The following is a 16,120-nucleotide window of genomic DNA, read 5'->3' on the forward strand; positions in this document are numbered from 1 at the left end:
GGGTGCGGGCGTGCCGCAGGGAGGGAGGAGGGCGCTTCGAGCGTGGTTGACCCCATCGAAGCGCCCCCTTCAGGTCTTTAGGACCAGTTGCTCATTTCAGCTTCGAGGTTCCGGCGGATCGCCTCGAAGAACTGCTCGGTGGTCATCCAGGCCTGATTCGGCCCGATAAGGATCGCGAGGTCCTTGGTCATTTCACCATTTTCCACCGTCTGCACGCAGACGCGCTCCAGCGTCTCGGCAAAGCGGACGACGTCCGGCGTCTCGTCGAACTTGCCGCGGAACTTGAGGCCGCCGGTCCACGCGAAGATCGAGGCGATCGGGTTGGTCGAGGTCGCCTTGCCCTGCTGGTGCTGGCGATAGTGACGGGTCACGGTGCCGTGCGCGGCTTCGGCCTCGACCGTCTTGCCGTCGGGCGACATCAGGACGGAGGTCATCAGGCCGAGCGAGCCGAAGCCCTGCGCCACGGTGTCCGACTGAACGTCGCCGTCATAGTTCTTGCACGCCCACACGAACTTGCCGCTCCACTTGAGTGCGGCCGCGACCATGTCGTCGATCAGGCGGTGCTGATATTCGATGCCAGCAGCCGCGTACTTGTCCTTGAATTCACGGTCGAAAACGTCCTGGAACAGATCCTTGAAGCGACCGTCATACGCCTTGATGATCGTGTTCTTGGTGGAGAGGTATAACGGCCACTTGCGGTCGAGCGCATAGTTCATGGATGCGCGGGCGAAATCGATGATCGACTGGTCGAGATTGTACATCGACATGGCTACGCCCGAGCCGGGGAACTGGAAGACTTCGCGGTCAATCACCTTGCCATCGTCGCCTTCGAACACCAGACGCAGCTTGCCGGGGCCGGGCACGAGGAAGTCGGTGGCGCGATACTGATCGCCAAAGGCATGACGGCCGATCACGATCGGGTCGGTCCAGCCCGGCACCAGGCGGGGCACGTTCTTGATGACGATTGGCTCGCGGAACACGACGCCGCCCAGAATGTTGCGGATCGTGCCGTTCGGCGACTTCCACATCTGCTTGAGGTTGAACTCCTCGACGCGCGCCTCATCCGGCGTGATCGTGGCGCACTTCACGCCGACGCCGTACTTCTTGATTGCCTCGGCGGAATCGATGGTGATCTGGTCGTTGGTGCGGTCACGCTCTTCGACGCTCAGATCATAATAGTGAAGGTCGACGTCGACATAAGGCTTGATGAGCCGCTCGCGGATCCATTCCCAGATGATCCGGGTCATCTCATCGCCGTCGATCTCGACGATCGGATTTTTCACCTTGATCTTGCTCATGCGTGCCATGTTCCCTGTTCGATGTCGCTGGGGCCGCCGCGACCGCGCGCGGCAGGGCCTTTCAGCATGCCTCTAGGGAAGGTCGCGGCGATGATCAACTGCCCTGGCCACGCATGAGAGGCTGATGTCGGGCGATTTATGCCGCGTGGCAGGCCTGTTTGGGCCGGCGGGGATTGTGCCGGGCGGCGGCTCACCCTAAACAGAGCCCATGACAACAGAATTTTCGGGCACGCAGCCGGTCGCGCCTTCACGGACAAGCGTCAAGTGGAGTTTCCCATCGGTTCACCCGGAGGGGCGGCGCTTTGGGGCGATTGCCGCTGCGATTACCCTCATTTTTGCCTTGATGGGCTGGTCGATCCTGGCCTGGCTGATGGTCGGCGTGACGCTTTGGGTGTTCGCCTTCTTCCGCGATCCCATCCGCGCCGTGCCGCAGGACGAGCGCGCAATCATCGCGCCGGCGGATGGGCTGGTGACCCTGATTCAGGTCGTTCCGCCCCCGCCGGAGATGCTCGGACCAGACAAGCTTGGAACCGAACCCATGACACGGGTTTCTATCTTCATGAGCGTGTTCGACGTCCACATCAATCGCACCCCGATCAGCGGCACCATCAAGGATGTCGTCTATATCAGTGGCAAGTTCGTCAATGCGGACCTGGACAAGGCCAGCGAAGACAATGAGCGCCAGCACATTCTGGTCGAGCGCAGCGATGGCGTGCGGGTGGGCTTCACGCAGATCGCTGGGCTGGTCGCGCGGCGGATCGTTCCTTTCGTCAAGCGCGGCGATATCGTCGCGGCAGGCCAGCGCGTCGGGTTGATCCGCTTCGGCAGCCGCGTGGACGTCTATCTCCCTGCCGGCACGGCGCCGCAGGTCGCGCTTGGCACGCATACCGTCGCCGGCGAAACGATCCTGGCGCATCTGGGCGAGAACCAGTCCGCCACGGCTGTGCTGCAATGAGGCCTTGCTCGCTTGGCGCGCCCATTGGCGGCCCCGCGCCTGTTTCGGATTTGATATAATGGCGCGACCGCGTCCCATCGCCCGGATGAGCCGCGGCATCACGCTGCGTCAGGTTGCACCGAACGCCATTACGGCGATGGCGCTCTGCTTTGGTCTCACCGCCATTCGCTATGGCATTTCCGGTGAATGGCAGCTTGCCGTCGCGGCGATCATCTTTGCCGGCGTGCTCGATGGGGTCGACGGACGTGTCGCGCGCCTGCTGCGGGCGGACAGTCGCTTCGGCGCGGAACTCGATTCGCTCTCGGATGCGATTGCCTTCGGCGTCTCGCCAGCGCTTCTCGTCTATCTCTGGTCGCTGCAGTCCATGCCGCGCTTTGGCTGGATCGTCGCGCTGGTGCTGGCGCTCAGCTGCGCGCTTCGCCTCGCGCGCTTCAATGCCAGCCTCGATGTGATCGATCAGCCGCGCAAGGCTGCCGGCTTCCTCACCGGCGTGCCCGCACCGGCGGGCGCCGGCATTGCCCTGCTGCCGCTCTATGCCTGGTTCATCACCGGACTGGACGTGTTCCGCGACTGGCGGCTTGTCGCCCCATGGATCGTCATTTCGGCCTTCCTGATGATCTCCAGCCTGCCGACGCTGGGCTGGAAGGGGCTGCGCGTGCCGCCGGCCTGGCGCCTGTTCGCCATTCTACTGGCCGGCATCTTCGCCGCGAGCCTGATGGTTGCGCCGTGGCACGCCCTGCTTCTGCTGTCGCTGGCGTACATCACGCTCCTGCCGATCGGACTGGTCAGCTACGCTCGGGTCAAGCGGCGGCTCGTGGCTGCATCGCTATCGCAAGGCTGAGGCCCGTCGCGGCGACGGGCTGTGCCGTCTGCCGCTGCCCGGCGCGCTCGGGCGTCCAGCCTTCCAGATCCAGCGTGCGCAGCGCGCGCATCATTGCGCCATGGCGCAGCCGCAGTTCATGGACCATGATCGTCGCTGCCAAAGTCGCCGCAACCGCAAACAAGGCACATCCCAGAATATAGAACATCGTCGTCCCTTTCCTGTGTCCACAGCATCGCCATGGCTTGATGTTCACTATTTGTTCCTGTTCTCGCCGCCTGTCAAGCGTGATGTGCAGGCTTGTGCTCCTGTCGGGCTTGGTCTAAGGGCGCGCGTCTAACCCACATGGGATTCGCCACATACCGGTGCCGCTTCGCGGTCACTGAATCCCAGAGGCTCAACCGGAAGGAGATATATTATGGCGGCACCCGTCGTCACCCTGCACCAATTGATCGAGGCCGGCGCGCACTTCGGCCACCAGACGCACCGCTGGAATCCCCGCATGAAGCCGTACATCTTCGGCGAGCGGAACGGCATCCACATTCTCGATCTCTCGCAGACAGTTCCCCTCTTCGCCCGCGCGCTGGACTTCGTGTCCGCGACGGTCGCCGCTGGCGGCAAGGTGCTGTTCGTCGGCACCAAGCGCCAGGCGCAGGAGCCGATTGCCGAGGCCGCCCGTCGTTCGGGTCAGCACTTCGTCAATCACCGCTGGCTGGGCGGCATGCTCACCAACTGGAAGACCATTTCCGGCTCGATCAAGCGTCTCAAGACGCTTGAGGAGAAGCTGTCGGGTGACACCCACGGCCTCACCAAGAAGGAAGTGCTCCAGATGACGCGCGAGCGCGACAAGCTCGAGCTGTCACTCGGCGGCATCCGCGACATGGGCGGCATTCCGGACGTGATGTTCGTCATCGACGTCAACAAGGAAGAGCTGGCGATCAAGGAAGCCAACACGCTGGGTATTCCGGTGGTCGCGGTTCTCGACTCGAACGTCGATCCGTCGGGCATCGCTTTCCCGGTTCCGGCCAATGACGACGCCAGCCGTGCCATCCGTCTCTACTGCGAGGCTCTGGCCCAGGCTGCCACGCGCGGCAACCAGAACGCCGCAGCGGCATCCGGCATGGACCTTGGCGCCATGGACGAGCCGCCGGCTGAGGAAGCGCTCGCGCAGGCCTGATCGGCGCCGTCAAACGCACGCAACAATGTGCGGGCAGGGCGCCGGATCGGGAACGATCCTGGCGCCCGCCTGACATCTGGCAATATTGAATTCGAGATTTGAGGAACAAGAGACATGGCAGAGATTACCGCAGCCGCCGTCAAGGAACTGCGCGAGCGCTCGGGCGCTGGCATGATGGACTGCAAGAAGGCGCTTGCCGAAACCAATGGTGACGTGGAAGCCGCAGTCGACTGGCTGCGCGCCAAGGGCCTTGCCGCCGCGCAGAAGAAGTCGAGCCGCACCGCAGCCGAGGGCCTCGTGGTCGTGGCTGTCGATGGCACGCGCGGCGTTGCCGTCGAAGTGAACAGCGAGACGGACTTCGTCGCCAAGAACGATCAGTTCCAGGGCTTCGTCCGCACGGCGGGCGACGTGGCGCTCAAGAACGCCATCGGCGACGCCGAGGCCCTGCTGGCCGCGCCGCACCCGGCCGGTGGCACGATCAACGATGCGCTGGTGACCAATGTCGCCACCATCGGCGAAAACCAGCAGCTGCGTCGCGTGAAGGCTGTGTCGGTCGACCAGGGTCTGGTCATCGATTACATGCACAACGCCGTGGCGCCCTCGCTCGGCAAGATCGGCGTGCTCGTCGCGCTGGAGAGCCCGGCCGGTGCCGACGTGCTCGCCCCTCTCGGCAAGCAGATCGCCATGCACATCGCGGCGGCTTTCCCGGTCGCGCTCAAGGCTGAGGACATTCCGTCCGAAATTCTCGACCGCGAGCGCAAGATCGCGGCTGAGAAGGCTGCCGAGTCGGGCAAGCCCGCCGACATCGTCGCCAAGATGGTCGACGGCGCCGTGGCGAAGTTCGCCAAGGAGCAGGCGCTGCTCTCGCAGATCTTCGTGATGGACAACAAGACGCCGATCGCGGACGTCGTGGCCAAGGCCGCGAAGGATGCCGGCACGACCATCGTCCTCAAGGACTATGTGCGCTTCCAGCTCGGCGAAGGCATCGAGAAGGAAGAGAAGGATTTTGCGGCAGAAGTCGCAGCCGCCGTCGGCGCCTGATCCTTCCCTTCATTTATTACGCACCGGGCGCGCTCGGTGCTTGGCATGGCGGCGCGGGCTTACTAAGGTCCGCGCCGCTCCCGTCTCTGGAATTTGTTAGGCATTCATGACCACGACCGCCCCCAAGCGCATTCTCATCAAGCTCTCGGGCGAGGCCGCGATGGGGGCTCAGAGCTTCGGTATCGATCCGGGCACTGTCGCGCGCGTGGCCGGGGAAGTGAAGGAGGCCAAGGAATTCGGCTTCGAGATCTGTCTGGTGATCGGGGGCGGCAACATCTTCCGCGGCATGGCCGGCGCGGCGCAGGGCATGGACCGCGCCAATGCCGATTATATGGGCATGCTGGCGACCGTTATGAATGCCCTCGCCATGCAGGATGCGCTGGAGCATCTGGGCGTCGCCACGCGGGTGCAGTCTGCCATTCCCATGGCCAGCGTTTGCGAACCCTATATCCGTCGTCGCGCCCAGCGGCATCTGGAGAAGGGCCGGGTGGTGATCTTCGCCGCCGGCACGGGCAATCCCTATTTCACGACGGACAGCGGCGCGGCGCTACGGGCGGCCGAAATGAGCTGCGACGCGCTCTACAAGGGTACGTCGGTGGATGGCGTCTATGATGCCGATCCTAAGCTCGTCGATTCTGCAAAGCGTTTCGATCGCGTGAGTTACGATCAGGTGCTCACACAAAATCTCAAGGTGATGGATGCCAGCGCCGTGGCGCTGTGCCGCGATAACGCCATTCCCATCATCGTGTTCAACATTCGCGAGCAGGGCAACCTTGCCCGCGTGCTGCGCGGCGAGGGCGTTTCGACCCTGGTCGACAGCGGTCGCTAGGTTCATCGGAGAGGCAAGATGGCAAAATATGACAAGGCTGATCTGGAGCGCCGCATGGCAGGCGCCGTCGACGCGCTCCAGCACGATCTGAACGGGCTGCGTACGGGCCGGGCCAATGTGGGCCTGCTCGATCCCATCACCGTAGAGGTGTACGGCGCCAAGATGCCGCTCAATCAGGTCGCGACCGTTTCCGCGCCGGAGCCGCGCCTGCTCTCCGTGCAGGTATGGGACAAGTCCAATGTCGGCCCGGTCGACAAGGCGATCCGCTCGGCGGGCCTTGGCCTCAATCCGATTGTCGACGGGCAGAACGTCCGTCTGCCGATTCCAGACCTGACCGAAGAGCGCCGCAAGGAACTCGCCAAGCTGGCCGGCCAATATGCCGAGAAGGCGCGCGTCGCCGCCCGCAACGTCCGCCGCGATGGCATGGACAATCTCAAAACCGACGAGAAGAAGGGCGAGATCAGCGAGGACGAGCGCAAGCGCGCTGAAGCCGACGTGCAGAAGCTCACCGATTCGACCATAGCGGATATCGATGCGGCAGCGCAGGCGAAGGAAAAGGAAATCCTTGGCAAATAATCCGTCCTTCGACCGCCGAGGGAGAGGCCAGGGCCATTTATGAGCCTTTTGAGGTCCAGGATGACGCGCAAGGCCGCGCCGACCCCCGTCCAGACCGGCGGGGAAGGGGCGGTGCCGCGCCATGTCGCGATCATCATGGATGGCAATGGCCGCTGGGCGAAGGCGCGTCGCTTGCCACGCGTCGCCGGTCATCGCGCCGGAGCCGAGGCCGTGCGCCGTACCCTGCGAGCTGCATCCAAGCTCGGCATTGAATGCGTGACGCTCTATGCCTTTTCGTCTGAGAACTGGAAGCGGCCTGAGGACGAGATTGCCGACCTGACCGGCCTGATGAAGCAGTTTCTCCGCTCGGAAGTGGATGATCTGCACGAGGCCGGCATCCGGCTGAAGATCATCGGCAATCACCATGCCTTCGAGCCGGAAGCGGCGGCCATGGTCGATGCGGCCGTGGCGCGCACCGCCGCCAACACCGCGTCCACGCTGGTAGTGGCGCTCAATTATGGATCGCAGGACGAACTGGCTCGCGCCATGCGCGCTCTTGCCCAGCAGGTGCAGGCCGGCACGCTGGCACCCGAAGCGATCACGCCCGCCGTCATCGCGGCGCAGCTCGATACCGCTGACCTGCCGCCGCTCGATCTGTTGATCCGCACCTCTGGCGAAGTGCGCCTCTCCAACTTCCTGCTCTGGCAGGCGGCCTATGCCGAACTGTATTTCACCGAGACGCTGTGGCCGGACTTCGATGAGGCGGCGCTGGCAACTGCGGTGGAAAGCTACGCCTGCCGCGAACGCCGGTACGGAGGGCGATGATGGCCGAACGCGCGCCTCGCTCCGATCTGGCGGTTCGCACCGGCTCGGCGATCGTGCTGCTGGTCGGCGCCGGGCTCGCGCTATGGGCCGATGGCGCGGTGCTGATCCTGCTGGTGGCGCTGGTGAGCGCCCTCGTTTTCTGGGAATGGCGCGGCCTCGTCCGGCGCTTTCCCGATGGCACGCTCGCCCGGATGCTCTGGCTGCTCTTCGGGCTGATCTATATCGGCGGTGCGGCGCTAGCGCTGCTGTCTCTGGGCGCGGCGACGCGCTGGCTGCTGATCGGCATCGTCATCGCGACGGATGTGGGCGCCTATTTCGCCGGGCGGACGATTGGCGGGCCGAAGATCGCACCGGCGATCAGTCCGTCCAAGACCTGGGCGGGTCTTGGCGGCGGCATGACCGCCTCGGGGCTGCTGGTGGCGGTTGTCGCCAGTGTGAGCCTGCAGCCCGGCTTCGTGCTGGTCAGCGCGCTACTCGGCGCAGCCATCGCTGTGGTGGCCCAGGTGGGCGACTTCTTCGAAAGCTGGATGAAGCGGCGGGCGGGCGTGAAGGATAGCGGCAATCTCATCCCCGGCCATGGCGGCATGTTCGACCGGGTGGACGGCCTGCTGCTGGCCGCCATTCTGGCTGCTCTGGCCAGCGCAGGAGGAATGCTGGGATGATCGTGCCGCGCACCGTTTCCGTCTTCGGCGCGACCGGGTCGGTTGGCACCTCCACGCTCGATCTCATTGCGCGCGAGCCGGAGGCGTTCGAGGTTCTGGCCGTGACCGCCGGGGACGATGTCGACAAGCTCGCCGCGATCGCCATCACGCACCGCGCCCGCCGCGCGGTCATCGCCAATGAGAGCCGTTATGGCGCGCTCAAGGCTGCGCTGGCCGGTAGCGGCATCGAGGCCGCCGCCGGCGGCGAGGCACTGATCGAGGCGGCCCAAATGGGCGCGGACTGGACCATGGCCGCCATTGTCGGCTGCGCGGGACTGGCTCCCACGCTTGCTGCGGTCGCCGGGGGCAAGACCGTGGCGCTGGCCAACAAGGAGGCCTTGGTTTCGGCCGGTGACGTCATGATGGCGGCGGTCGCCCGCAGTGGCGCCGCGCTGCTGCCGGTCGACAGTGAGCACAACGCAATCTTCCAGTGCCTCGCAAGCGGCGGCCTCGACGCCGTGCGCAAGATCACGCTCACCGCCAGCGGCGGCCCGTTCCGCACGCTCAGCCGCGAGGCCATGCGCACGGTGACGCCGACGCAGGCGGTCAAGCATCCCAACTGGTCGATGGGCCGCAAGATCAGCATCGACAGCGCGACGATGATGAACAAGGGGCTGGAGCTAATCGAGGCTTATCACCTCTTCCCCATCGGCCTTGAGCGCTTTTCGATCCTCGTTCACCCGCAATCGGTCATTCACTCGATGGTCGAATATCGCGATCGGTCGACCATTGCGCAGCTGGGTTGCCCGGATATGCGCATCCCCATCGCCAGCGCTTTGGCCTGGCCGCAGCGCATGGAGACGCCCTGCGAACCGCTCGATCTGGCCACGCTTGGCCGGCTCGACTTCGAGGCGCCCGATGAGGAGCGCTTCCCCGCGCTGCGCCTTGCGCGCGAGGCGATCCAGGCCGGCGGCGGCGCACCGGCCATTCTCAATGCCGCCAACGAGATCGCCGTTGGCGCGTTCCTCGATGGGCGGATCGGCTTTCTTGATATTGGCCGGATCGTCGAAGACGTGCTAGCCCGCAGCGACGCCGGCCGCATCGCTACGCTCGAGGATGTTCAGGCCATCGACAGGTCGGCGCGTGCAATGGCCGAGCGGCTGACGGCGGAGCTCATCAATTGACCGATAACCCCGGTTTCTTCTTCACGATCCTCGCGTTCCTGCTGGTCATCGGCCCGCTCGTGTTCGTTCATGAGCTGGGACATTATCTCGTCGGCCGCTGGTTCGGCGTTCATGCCGAGACCTTTTCCATCGGCTTCGGCAAGGAGGTCTTCGCCTGGCATGACAAGCGCGGCACGCGCTGGCGCGTCGCGGCGCTGCCGCTCGGCGGCTACGTCAAGTTCGCCGGAGACATGAACGCGGCCAGCCAGTCCGACCCGAGCTGGCTGCAACTGCCGCCGGATGAGCGCAACCGCACCTTCCAGTCCAAGTCGGTCGGCAAGCGCGCGCTGATCGTGCTGGCCGGGCCGCTTATCAATCTGCTGTTCGCCGCGATCATTCTGGGCGGCTTTGCTTATGCCTATGGCGAGAATGTCACCCCGGCCGACGTGACGGCGGTGGAAGCCAATTCCGCGGCGGACCGCGCCGGCATCCTGTCCGGGGACAAGATTCGCGGCGTGGATGGCAAGCCGGTGGAGCTGTTTGGCGAGCTGCGCCAGATCATCGTGACCAAGCTGCCCGGCGAGGAGGTCACTCTCACCGTCGAGCGTGGCGGGGCAGCGCGCCAGATTCCGGTGAAGATCGGCGAGGTCGTTCAAGTCGATCGATTCGGCAACGAGTTCCGTTATGGCGCGCTCGGCGTGCGTAGCCTTGAATCGGTTTCGCGCCCTGTCGGGTTGCTCGAGGCGCCCTGGGTCGGCGTGCGCCGCACGGGCGAGCTGATCGGCATGATGGCGAGCGGCCTCGCCGACATCGTCACCGGGCGACGCTCAGTCGATGAACTGGGCGGGCCGCTTAAGATCGCGCAGATTTCCGGCGAGCAGGCGGCATTGGGGCCGGAGGCGCTGATTGCCTTCGTTGCGCTGGTCTCCATTAACTTGGGGTTCATCAATCTCTTGCCAATTCCCATGCTCGACGGGGGTCATTTGTTCTTCTACGGAATAGAAGCTATTCAGCGCAGGCCGGTCAGTCCACGCTTTCAGGAAATGGCGTTTCGGTCGGGCCTCGCGCTTTTGCTGGGACTGATGATCTTCGTGACTTTGAACGATCTGGCGTCGTTTGGCGTCTGGCGAGGGCTGAGCGGCTTGATTGGCTGATCGGGTTGGGGCAGGGGAGGCAGCGCGGATGCGGCTTCCCCGGATGAAGTGCATTCAGGACATGTCGAGGAATCTGAGTTTGAGCGAAGCAGCACGCATTTCATCGACACAGGGCCGCCTCGCGCCGTTGCTCCTGTGTGGCACCATCCTGGCAGGCTTCGGGTCCGTGCCGGCGATGGCACAGGCCACCGGAAGCGCCACAGCGCAGCCGGCCCCCGCGCTGCCCTCCGCGCCTGCGGTTCAGCCGGTGACCGCCGAAGAGCGCACCATCTCCGCCATCACGGTGGAAGGTGCCCAGCGCCTCGAGGGGGACACGGTCCTCTCCTATACCAAGCTGCGGATCGGCAACAAATACACCCGCGAGACGCTCGACGAGGCGCTGCGCGAGCTTTACGCCAGCGAACTGTTCTCGGATGTGCAGATCCGCGACAATCAGGGCGCGCTCACCATCCAGGTGACCGAGAACCCGGTCATCAATCGTATCGTGCTGGAGGGCAATAAGCGCCTCAAGGACGACAAGATCCTTCCCGAAATCCGCATGGCGCCCCGGCAGATCTACACGCGCTCCAAGGTGCGTGCGGACGTCGCCCGGATCATCGAGCTGTATCGTCGCCAGGGCCGGTTCGCGGCGGTCGTGGATCCCAAGCTGGTGCAGCTGGACCAGAACCGCGTCGACATCGTCTACGAGATCACGGAAGGGCCGAAATCCAAGGTCCGCCAGATCAACATCATCGGCAACGACAAATTCTCCGATGGGCAGCTGCGCAGCGAGATGGCGACCAAGCAGTCGCGCTGGTTCCGCGTCTTCTCGTCCGGCACTACCTACGATCCCGACCGTCTGGCCTATGACCAGCAGAAGGTCCGTCAGTTCTACCTGACGCAGGGCTATGCCGATTTTCGCGTCGTGTCGGCCGTTGCCGAGCTGACGTCGAACAAGCAGGACTTCATCATCACCTATGTGGTGGAGGAAGGCGACCGCTACAAGTTCGGCGACGTGACCGTGCAGAGCGATATTCGCGACCTCAGTTCCGAGGGCCTGTCCCGCTCGCTGCGGATGAAGAAGGGCGACTGGTACAACGCCAAGGCCGTGGAAGACACGGTCGAGCAGCTCAACCAGACCGCCGGTCTGTTCGGCTATGCTTTCGCCGACGTGCAGCCCGAGTTCAATCGCAGCCGCGAAGACCTCACCATGGGCATCACCTTCCGCATCGCCAACGCGCCGCGCGTCTATGTCGAGCGGATCGATATCAACGGCAACACGCTGACGCAGGACAAGGTGATCCGCCGGGAGTTCCGTCTGCACGAGGGCGACGCGTTCAACACCTTCCAGGTCCGCCGCTCGCAGGACCGGATCAACTCGCTGGGCTTCTTCCAGGAGCGTCTGGAGATCGACCAGAAGCCGGGTTCCGCGCCCGACCGCATCGTGCTGGAAACCAATGTCGAGGAAAAGGCGACCGGTGAGCTTCAGCTTTCCGCTGGTTTCTCGAGCCTTGAGCGCTTCATCCTCTCGGCATCGGTCACGCAGCGCAACTTCCGCGGCATGGGCCAGGAACTGCGCACTTCGGTCAATTATTCGAGCTACTCAAAGTCCGTGAACGTCGGCTTCACCGAGCCCTACTTCCTGGACAAGAACATCGCGCTGGGCGGCGATATCTTCCGGCAGGATACGAACTCGTTCAACTACCTGTCCGGTAATGACCGCAACACGCTGTACAGCCAGGTCCGCACCGGCTTCCAGCTGCGCGCCGGTCTGCCGATTACCGAATATCTCTCGCTGGCGCTGCGCTATGGCCTCTCGTTCGAGGACGTGACGCTGGACAAGGCCAACTATTACTCCGACCGTGAGCAGGCCGGCAACTTCCAGTGCGACCCTCTGCGCGCAAGCCAGTATCTGTGCGATGCCATCGGCAAGCGCACCACGTCGTCGATCGGCTATTCGCTAATTTATGACATGCGGGACAACCGCATCCGTCCCACGCGCGGGCACAGCATCACGTTCAGTCAGGACTTTGCCGGTCTGGGCGGTAACGTCCGTTACCTGCGCAACCGTCTCTCTGCCGATAAATACTGGCCGCTCGGCGGCGGCTTCATCTTCTCGGTGAAGGGCGAGGCAGGCTACATCCATTCGTTCGAAGATGGCGCGGGGCCGAATTCCGACCCCGTCCGCCTCGTCGATCGCTTCTTCCTGGGTGAGCCGCAATTGCGCGGTTTCGATATTCGCGGCGTCGGGCCGCGGATCGTGCGCAAGCCTTATCTGTACGACGAGAACAATAACGTCATCGGGCTCAGTGAAAACCGCGACCAGTGGTCCGACGACGCTCTGGGCGGCCGCGCTTACTATCTCACGCACTTTGAGATCGAGATTCCGCTTGGTGCCGGCGCGCGCGACATGGGCCTGCGTCCGTCAGTGTTCATCGATGCCGGTGCCGTCTTCGGCGTCCGTCGTCCGAACTTGATCGACCTGCCCCAAAACATCGATTTCCCCATCCGGGATGCCAGCGGCTTGAGGCAGTGCATCACGCCTGCGACCGACACGACCGCCAGTTCGCTTTCGTCCATTCCCGATGGCGCTAGCTGTCCTTCCGGTACGACGCCTTACGTAACGTCGATTGGCGGCTTCAAGGAAGTCTTCCTCGGCGACAGCCCCAAACCGCGCGTGTCGGTCGGTTTCGGCGTGAACTGGAATTCGCCCTTCGGTCCGTTCCGGATCGATATCGCCAAGGCCCTGGTGAAGGTCGACGGCGATGATACCAAGCTTGTAACCTTCAACATAGGGACACAATTCTGATGCGTAACTCCATCTTTTCCGCTGTTGCGCTCGCAACGGCATCGGTCGCGGCCCTCAGCGTTTCTGCGCCGGTTTCCGCACAGGTCAAGCAGGCGATTGCCGTCGTCAACATCGACGAGGCGATTGGCCAGTCGAGCGCGGCCACCACGGCCAGCCAGCAGATGCAGGTGACCTACAAGTCGAATATCGACCAGATCAACACGCGTCGCACTGCGCTGCAGACCGAGATTCAGCAGAAGCAGACTGCGCTGCAGACCGCAGCGCAGGCCGCTGGCCAGAACCCGCCCGCTGCCACGCAGACCACCCTGCAGAACCAGTATAACGAGTTGCAGCGTCGCGCGCAGGAAGCGCAGGCCGAACTGCAGCGTCTCGAGCAGCCGCTCCAGCTCGCCCGCGCCTATGTGCTCGAGCAGATCGGCGCCAAGCTGCCCGAGGCCATGCGCAACGTGATGACCAAGAACAAGATCGACCTGCTGGTGAAGGCTGAAGCTGCAGAAGCCTTCCAGCCCACGGCGGACGTCACCCGTCTGCTCGTGCAGGAGATCAACGCGCTGGTTCCGTCCGTCAGCATCACGCCGCCGCAGGGCTGGCAGCCCGGTGGTCAGCAGCAGCAGCAGCAGCAGCCTGCCGCTGCAGCGCCGGCTGCGCGCACGCCGACGGCTGGCGAAGGGCGCTAATCACCGATGAGCGAAACGGAAAGCGCAGAGGCTGAACAGAGCGGCGGACTCGATATCCGTGGCGTGCTGGCAGCCTTGCCGCATCGTTACCCGTTGCTGCTGGTCGACCGTGTGGTCTCGATGGTTCCCAAGACCTCGATCCACGCGGTCAAGGCCGTGTCGATGAACGAGCAGTTCTTCCAGGGGCATTTCCCCGGCCGGCCGATCATGCCGGGCGTGCTCATCGTCGAGGCGATTGCCCAGGCTGCCGGCATCCTCGCCGTCGAGTCTCTCGGGCTCGCCGGCACGGGCAAGCTCGTTTATTTCATGACCATTGAGGGCGCGAAGTTCCGTGCGCCTGTCGAGCCGGGGCATCTGCTGGACCTCCATGTCGAGTTCACGCAGCTGCGCGGTTCGGTCTGCAAATTCTCCGGCAAGGCCAGCATCGACGGCAAATTGTGCGCAGAAACAAATTGCGTCGCGATGATCGCCGATCCGCCGAAGGACTGAGCGGGACACAAACCCCGCAGAGCCTTGCCAAGCCGGCCCTTTCCCGCTAAGGGCCGCGCTTCCCTAACGCCCCGGACCGGTCGGAAACCGGTCATTTCAGGAGCCGACACATGAAAAAAGACACGCATCCCGAATATCACCTCATCACCGTGCAGATGACGGACGGGACCAGCTTCCAGACCCGCTCGACCTGGGGCAAGGAAGGCGACACGATGACGCTGGAAATCGATCCGACGTCGCACCCGGCATGGACCGGCGGTCAGCGCCAGCTCGATCAGGGCGGCCGTGTTGCCCAGTTCAACAAGCGCTTCGGTGGCCTCACGCTCAAGAAGAACTGAGCGGCTCCACCCAAGGTTTCAGAGGAAGGCTCCGGTTTCCGGGGCCTTTTTCTTTGTCAGGAGCGCCGACGGAGGCCTGGCCGCGCGCCCAGAATGCTGACCATCAGCGCGCTGTATCCATCGGGACCGGCTCGGGCTGGAAAACTTCCCTCGGCGTTCCATCGACAGCGTACAGGCGCTCGGTCGGCAATTTGATGATCACGCCGGATTTGGGCAACGCATGATCGTAGATCGCGCCCAGGAGCCCCGCCATCCTGCTGCCTTGCACGCGCGCGCCTATGGCATGCAGGCCAATCGCCAGGCCTTCGCCCATGCTCCCCGTCCAGCGCGACACCCGCACGAGGACCGGGCCGGCATGATGCTTCCCCGCCCGTGGCAGCACCTGCTCGATCCACTGCCGCGCAATGCCGGTCTCGCGCTGTTCGACGGGCAGGTTGTGAATTTGATAGGCGGTGGGCTGGGTGACGAACCAGCCCATGATCGCCCGAGCGACCGTCGTATTGCCGCCGCTGGCCGTGTCTGTCAGGTCGAGAATGATCGGCTTGCCCGGCGTCAGCGCTGCCATGGCCGTATCGAAGGCCGGGATCGTGTCACCGCGCCCGAGGGAATCGTGGAAGCGGATGATCGCTGCGCCGCGGGCGTCCTCGGCAACCGAGAGCGGCGGCATATCCGGATGCTTGAGGGCGTACAGATTGGGTAGTTCCACCGTGCGTGGCGGCCTGCCGCTGGCCTTCACGGTTAGCAGCCGTGGGCGGTCGCGACGGCTCGCGGCGAGTACGCGCGCGGCATAGCCGGCATCGCCTTCGCCCGGCGCGACGCCAAGGTCGGTCCAGAACGCGTCGACCGCTGCCTGTACAGGCGTTCCGGCAATGGCGATCAGCTCGTCGCCGGCTTGCACACCGGCCTGTTCCGCCGGACTGCCGGCACGTACTTGCTCGATCCGATAGGCAGCGCCGCGCCGCTCGATCCACAGGTCGCCGAAGCTCGGGAAAACCGCCCAGCTGTTGGAGAAGGAGGCGCCCGTGATTGCATGATGGTCGGCGAGAACCATGAGGGCGCGTTCTGCAAGCCGGATGAGGCCATCCTCATCGCGCACCGCCTCGGCTTCCGCCTGGAGCCGGGAGGGCAGGCGATATTCGCCGCCTGCAAGGCGCTCGGGATAGGCATAGGTTTCCGCGATGATGCCCGGAAGTGCACGGGCATCCTCCTGATAGGGATTGGTCTGTCCCAGCGCGCCACTGGCAGAGAGGGCGAGGGCGCCCAAAGTCAGGGCAAGGCGGCAGAACCTCAGTTTCAGCATCATATGTCCTGCGGCCAGGGGAGTCGATGCCACAGGATATCGCGCCTGACATCCAAGCAAAAGGCCCGCC

The 16,120-nt window shown here is 64.3% G+C and carries 17 protein-coding genes; 14 read left to right on the top strand and 3 right to left on the bottom strand.

Annotated elements, in window-relative coordinates:
- Positions 1-77 precede the first annotated feature (77 nt).
- Positions 78-1,298 carry an NADP-dependent isocitrate dehydrogenase gene (locus M2337_RS10045; protein WP_264570116.1) on the bottom strand — a complete coding sequence of 407 codons (1,221 nt, stop codon included), beginning with the start codon at positions 1,296-1,298 and terminating at the stop codon, positions 78-80.
- A gap of 208 nt (positions 1,299-1,506) precedes the next feature.
- Between M2337_RS10045 and M2337_RS10050 the strand changes: the two genes are divergently transcribed.
- Both M2337_RS10050 and M2337_RS10055 read left to right on the top strand, forming a co-directional pair.
- On the top strand, positions 1,507-2,253 hold the full coding sequence (locus M2337_RS10050; protein WP_264570117.1) for a phosphatidylserine decarboxylase: 747 nt from the start codon (positions 1,507-1,509) through the stop codon (positions 2,251-2,253).
- Between the two features lie 58 nt (positions 2,254-2,311).
- Complete coding sequence (locus tag M2337_RS10055; protein WP_264570118.1) at positions 2,312-3,094, top strand: CDP-alcohol phosphatidyltransferase family protein; 783 nt, start codon at positions 2,312-2,314, stop codon at positions 3,092-3,094.
- On the opposite strand, the gene M2337_RS10060 is transcribed toward M2337_RS10055, so the two are convergent.
- A complete protein-coding gene (locus M2337_RS10060) occupies positions 3,054-3,281 on the bottom strand; it encodes a hypothetical protein (RefSeq protein WP_264570119.1) in 228 nt (75 codons plus the stop codon). The genes M2337_RS10055 and M2337_RS10060 overlap by 41 nt on opposite strands.
- A 210-nt stretch (positions 3,282-3,491) precedes the next feature.
- On the opposite strand from M2337_RS10060, the gene rpsB reads away from it, so the two are divergent.
- From rpsB to rpmE, 12 genes are all read left to right on the top strand, one after another.
- A complete protein-coding gene (gene rpsB / locus M2337_RS10065) occupies positions 3,492-4,250 on the top strand; it encodes a 30S ribosomal protein S2 (RefSeq protein WP_181559454.1) in 759 nt (252 codons plus the stop codon).
- Between the two features lie 114 nt (positions 4,251-4,364).
- Positions 4,365-5,291, top strand: coding sequence for a translation elongation factor Ts (tsf, locus tag M2337_RS10070; RefSeq protein ID WP_264570120.1), 927 nt, complete (start codon positions 4,365-4,367; stop codon positions 5,289-5,291).
- A 106-nt stretch (positions 5,292-5,397) separates the two neighbouring features.
- Positions 5,398-6,120 (top strand): UMP kinase, encoded by a 723-nt coding sequence (gene pyrH / locus M2337_RS10075; RefSeq protein WP_264570121.1) that lies wholly within the window; start codon positions 5,398-5,400, stop codon positions 6,118-6,120.
- Between the two features lie 18 nt (positions 6,121-6,138).
- On the top strand, positions 6,139-6,696 hold the full coding sequence (gene frr / locus M2337_RS10080; RefSeq protein ID WP_264570122.1) for a ribosome recycling factor: 558 nt from the start codon (positions 6,139-6,141) through the stop codon (positions 6,694-6,696).
- 60 nt (positions 6,697-6,756) lie between these two features.
- Positions 6,757-7,500: an isoprenyl transferase gene (locus tag M2337_RS10085; protein ID WP_264570123.1), complete on the top strand. Its 744-nt coding sequence runs from the start codon at positions 6,757-6,759 to the stop codon at positions 7,498-7,500.
- Complete coding sequence (locus M2337_RS10090; protein WP_264570124.1) at positions 7,497-8,162, top strand: phosphatidate cytidylyltransferase; 666 nt, start codon at positions 7,497-7,499, stop codon at positions 8,160-8,162. Before M2337_RS10085 ends, M2337_RS10090 begins: the two co-directional genes overlap by 4 nt.
- Positions 8,159-9,325, top strand: a complete 1,167-nt coding sequence (locus M2337_RS10095; RefSeq protein ID WP_264570125.1) for a 1-deoxy-D-xylulose-5-phosphate reductoisomerase — start codon at positions 8,159-8,161, stop codon at positions 9,323-9,325. Before M2337_RS10090 ends, M2337_RS10095 begins: the two co-directional genes overlap by 4 nt.
- The gene (locus M2337_RS10100) at positions 9,322-10,458 is read left to right on the top strand and encodes a M50 family metallopeptidase (protein WP_264570126.1); all 1,137 of its coding nucleotides are present in this window, start codon (positions 9,322-9,324) and stop codon (positions 10,456-10,458) included. Before M2337_RS10095 ends, M2337_RS10100 begins: the two co-directional genes overlap by 4 nt.
- 175 nt (positions 10,459-10,633) lie before the next feature.
- On the top strand, positions 10,634-13,246 hold the full coding sequence (bamA, locus tag M2337_RS10105) for an outer membrane protein assembly factor BamA (protein ID WP_413715972.1): 2,613 nt from the start codon (positions 10,634-10,636) through the stop codon (positions 13,244-13,246).
- Positions 13,246-13,923, top strand: coding sequence for an OmpH family outer membrane protein (locus M2337_RS10110; RefSeq protein WP_181559462.1), 678 nt, complete (start codon positions 13,246-13,248; stop codon positions 13,921-13,923). The genes bamA and M2337_RS10110 overlap by 1 nt, the downstream gene beginning before the upstream one ends.
- Before the next feature lie 6 nt (positions 13,924-13,929).
- On the top strand, positions 13,930-14,412 hold the full coding sequence (gene fabZ / locus M2337_RS10115) for a 3-hydroxyacyl-ACP dehydratase FabZ (RefSeq protein WP_181559463.1): 483 nt from the start codon (positions 13,930-13,932) through the stop codon (positions 14,410-14,412).
- Positions 14,413-14,522: 110 nt separating this feature from the next.
- On the top strand, positions 14,523-14,750 hold the full coding sequence (gene rpmE / locus M2337_RS10120) for a 50S ribosomal protein L31 (protein ID WP_181559464.1): 228 nt from the start codon (positions 14,523-14,525) through the stop codon (positions 14,748-14,750).
- 103 nt (positions 14,751-14,853) lie between these two features.
- Here the strand turns inward: rpmE and M2337_RS10125 are convergent, their stop codons facing one another.
- Complete coding sequence (locus M2337_RS10125; protein ID WP_264570128.1) at positions 14,854-16,050, bottom strand: S41 family peptidase; 1,197 nt, start codon at positions 16,048-16,050, stop codon at positions 14,854-14,856.
- Positions 16,051-16,120 lie beyond the last annotated feature (70 nt).

Source organism: Sphingobium sp. B2D3A, assembly GCF_025961795.1.
In the GTDB taxonomy this organism is placed as follows: Bacteria; Pseudomonadota; Alphaproteobacteria; order Sphingomonadales; family Sphingomonadaceae; genus Sphingobium.

What these genes read in the sequence shown, in the direction of transcription:
- rpsB (WP_181559454.1), top strand. Translation starts at nt 3,492, where the DNA reads ATGGCGGCACCCGTCGTCACCCTGCACCAATTGATCGAGGCCGGCGCG.
- M2337_RS10050 (WP_264570117.1), top strand. Translation starts at nt 1,507, where the DNA reads ATGACAACAGAATTTTCGGGCACGCAGCCGGTCGCGCCTTCACGGACA.
- M2337_RS10090 (WP_264570124.1), top strand. Translation starts at nt 7,497, where the DNA reads ATGATGGCCGAACGCGCGCCTCGCTCCGATCTGGCGGTTCGCACCGGC.
- M2337_RS10045 (WP_264570116.1), bottom strand. Translation starts at nt 1,298, where the DNA reads ATGAGCAAGATCAAGGTGAAAAATCCGATCGTCGAGATCGACGGCGAT.
- M2337_RS10060 (WP_264570119.1), bottom strand. Translation starts at nt 3,281, where the DNA reads ATGTTCTATATTCTGGGATGTGCCTTGTTTGCGGTTGCGGCGACTTTG.
- M2337_RS10085 (WP_264570123.1), top strand. Translation starts at nt 6,757, where the DNA reads ATGACGCGCAAGGCCGCGCCGACCCCCGTCCAGACCGGCGGGGAAGGG.
- M2337_RS10110 (WP_181559462.1), top strand. Translation starts at nt 13,246, where the DNA reads ATGCGTAACTCCATCTTTTCCGCTGTTGCGCTCGCAACGGCATCGGTC.
- bamA (WP_413715972.1), top strand. Translation starts at nt 10,634, where the DNA reads ATGGCACAGGCCACCGGAAGCGCCACAGCGCAGCCGGCCCCCGCGCTG.
- fabZ (WP_181559463.1), top strand. Translation starts at nt 13,930, where the DNA reads ATGAGCGAAACGGAAAGCGCAGAGGCTGAACAGAGCGGCGGACTCGAT.
- rpmE (WP_181559464.1), top strand. Translation starts at nt 14,523, where the DNA reads ATGAAAAAAGACACGCATCCCGAATATCACCTCATCACCGTGCAGATG.
- frr (WP_264570122.1), top strand. Translation starts at nt 6,139, where the DNA reads ATGGCAAAATATGACAAGGCTGATCTGGAGCGCCGCATGGCAGGCGCC.
- tsf (WP_264570120.1), top strand. Translation starts at nt 4,365, where the DNA reads ATGGCAGAGATTACCGCAGCCGCCGTCAAGGAACTGCGCGAGCGCTCG.
- M2337_RS10125 (WP_264570128.1), bottom strand. Translation starts at nt 16,050, where the DNA reads ATGCTGAAACTGAGGTTCTGCCGCCTTGCCCTGACTTTGGGCGCCCTC.
- M2337_RS10055 (WP_264570118.1), top strand. Translation starts at nt 2,312, where the DNA reads ATGGCGCGACCGCGTCCCATCGCCCGGATGAGCCGCGGCATCACGCTG.
- pyrH (WP_264570121.1), top strand. Translation starts at nt 5,398, where the DNA reads ATGACCACGACCGCCCCCAAGCGCATTCTCATCAAGCTCTCGGGCGAG.
- M2337_RS10095 (WP_264570125.1), top strand. Translation starts at nt 8,159, where the DNA reads ATGATCGTGCCGCGCACCGTTTCCGTCTTCGGCGCGACCGGGTCGGTT.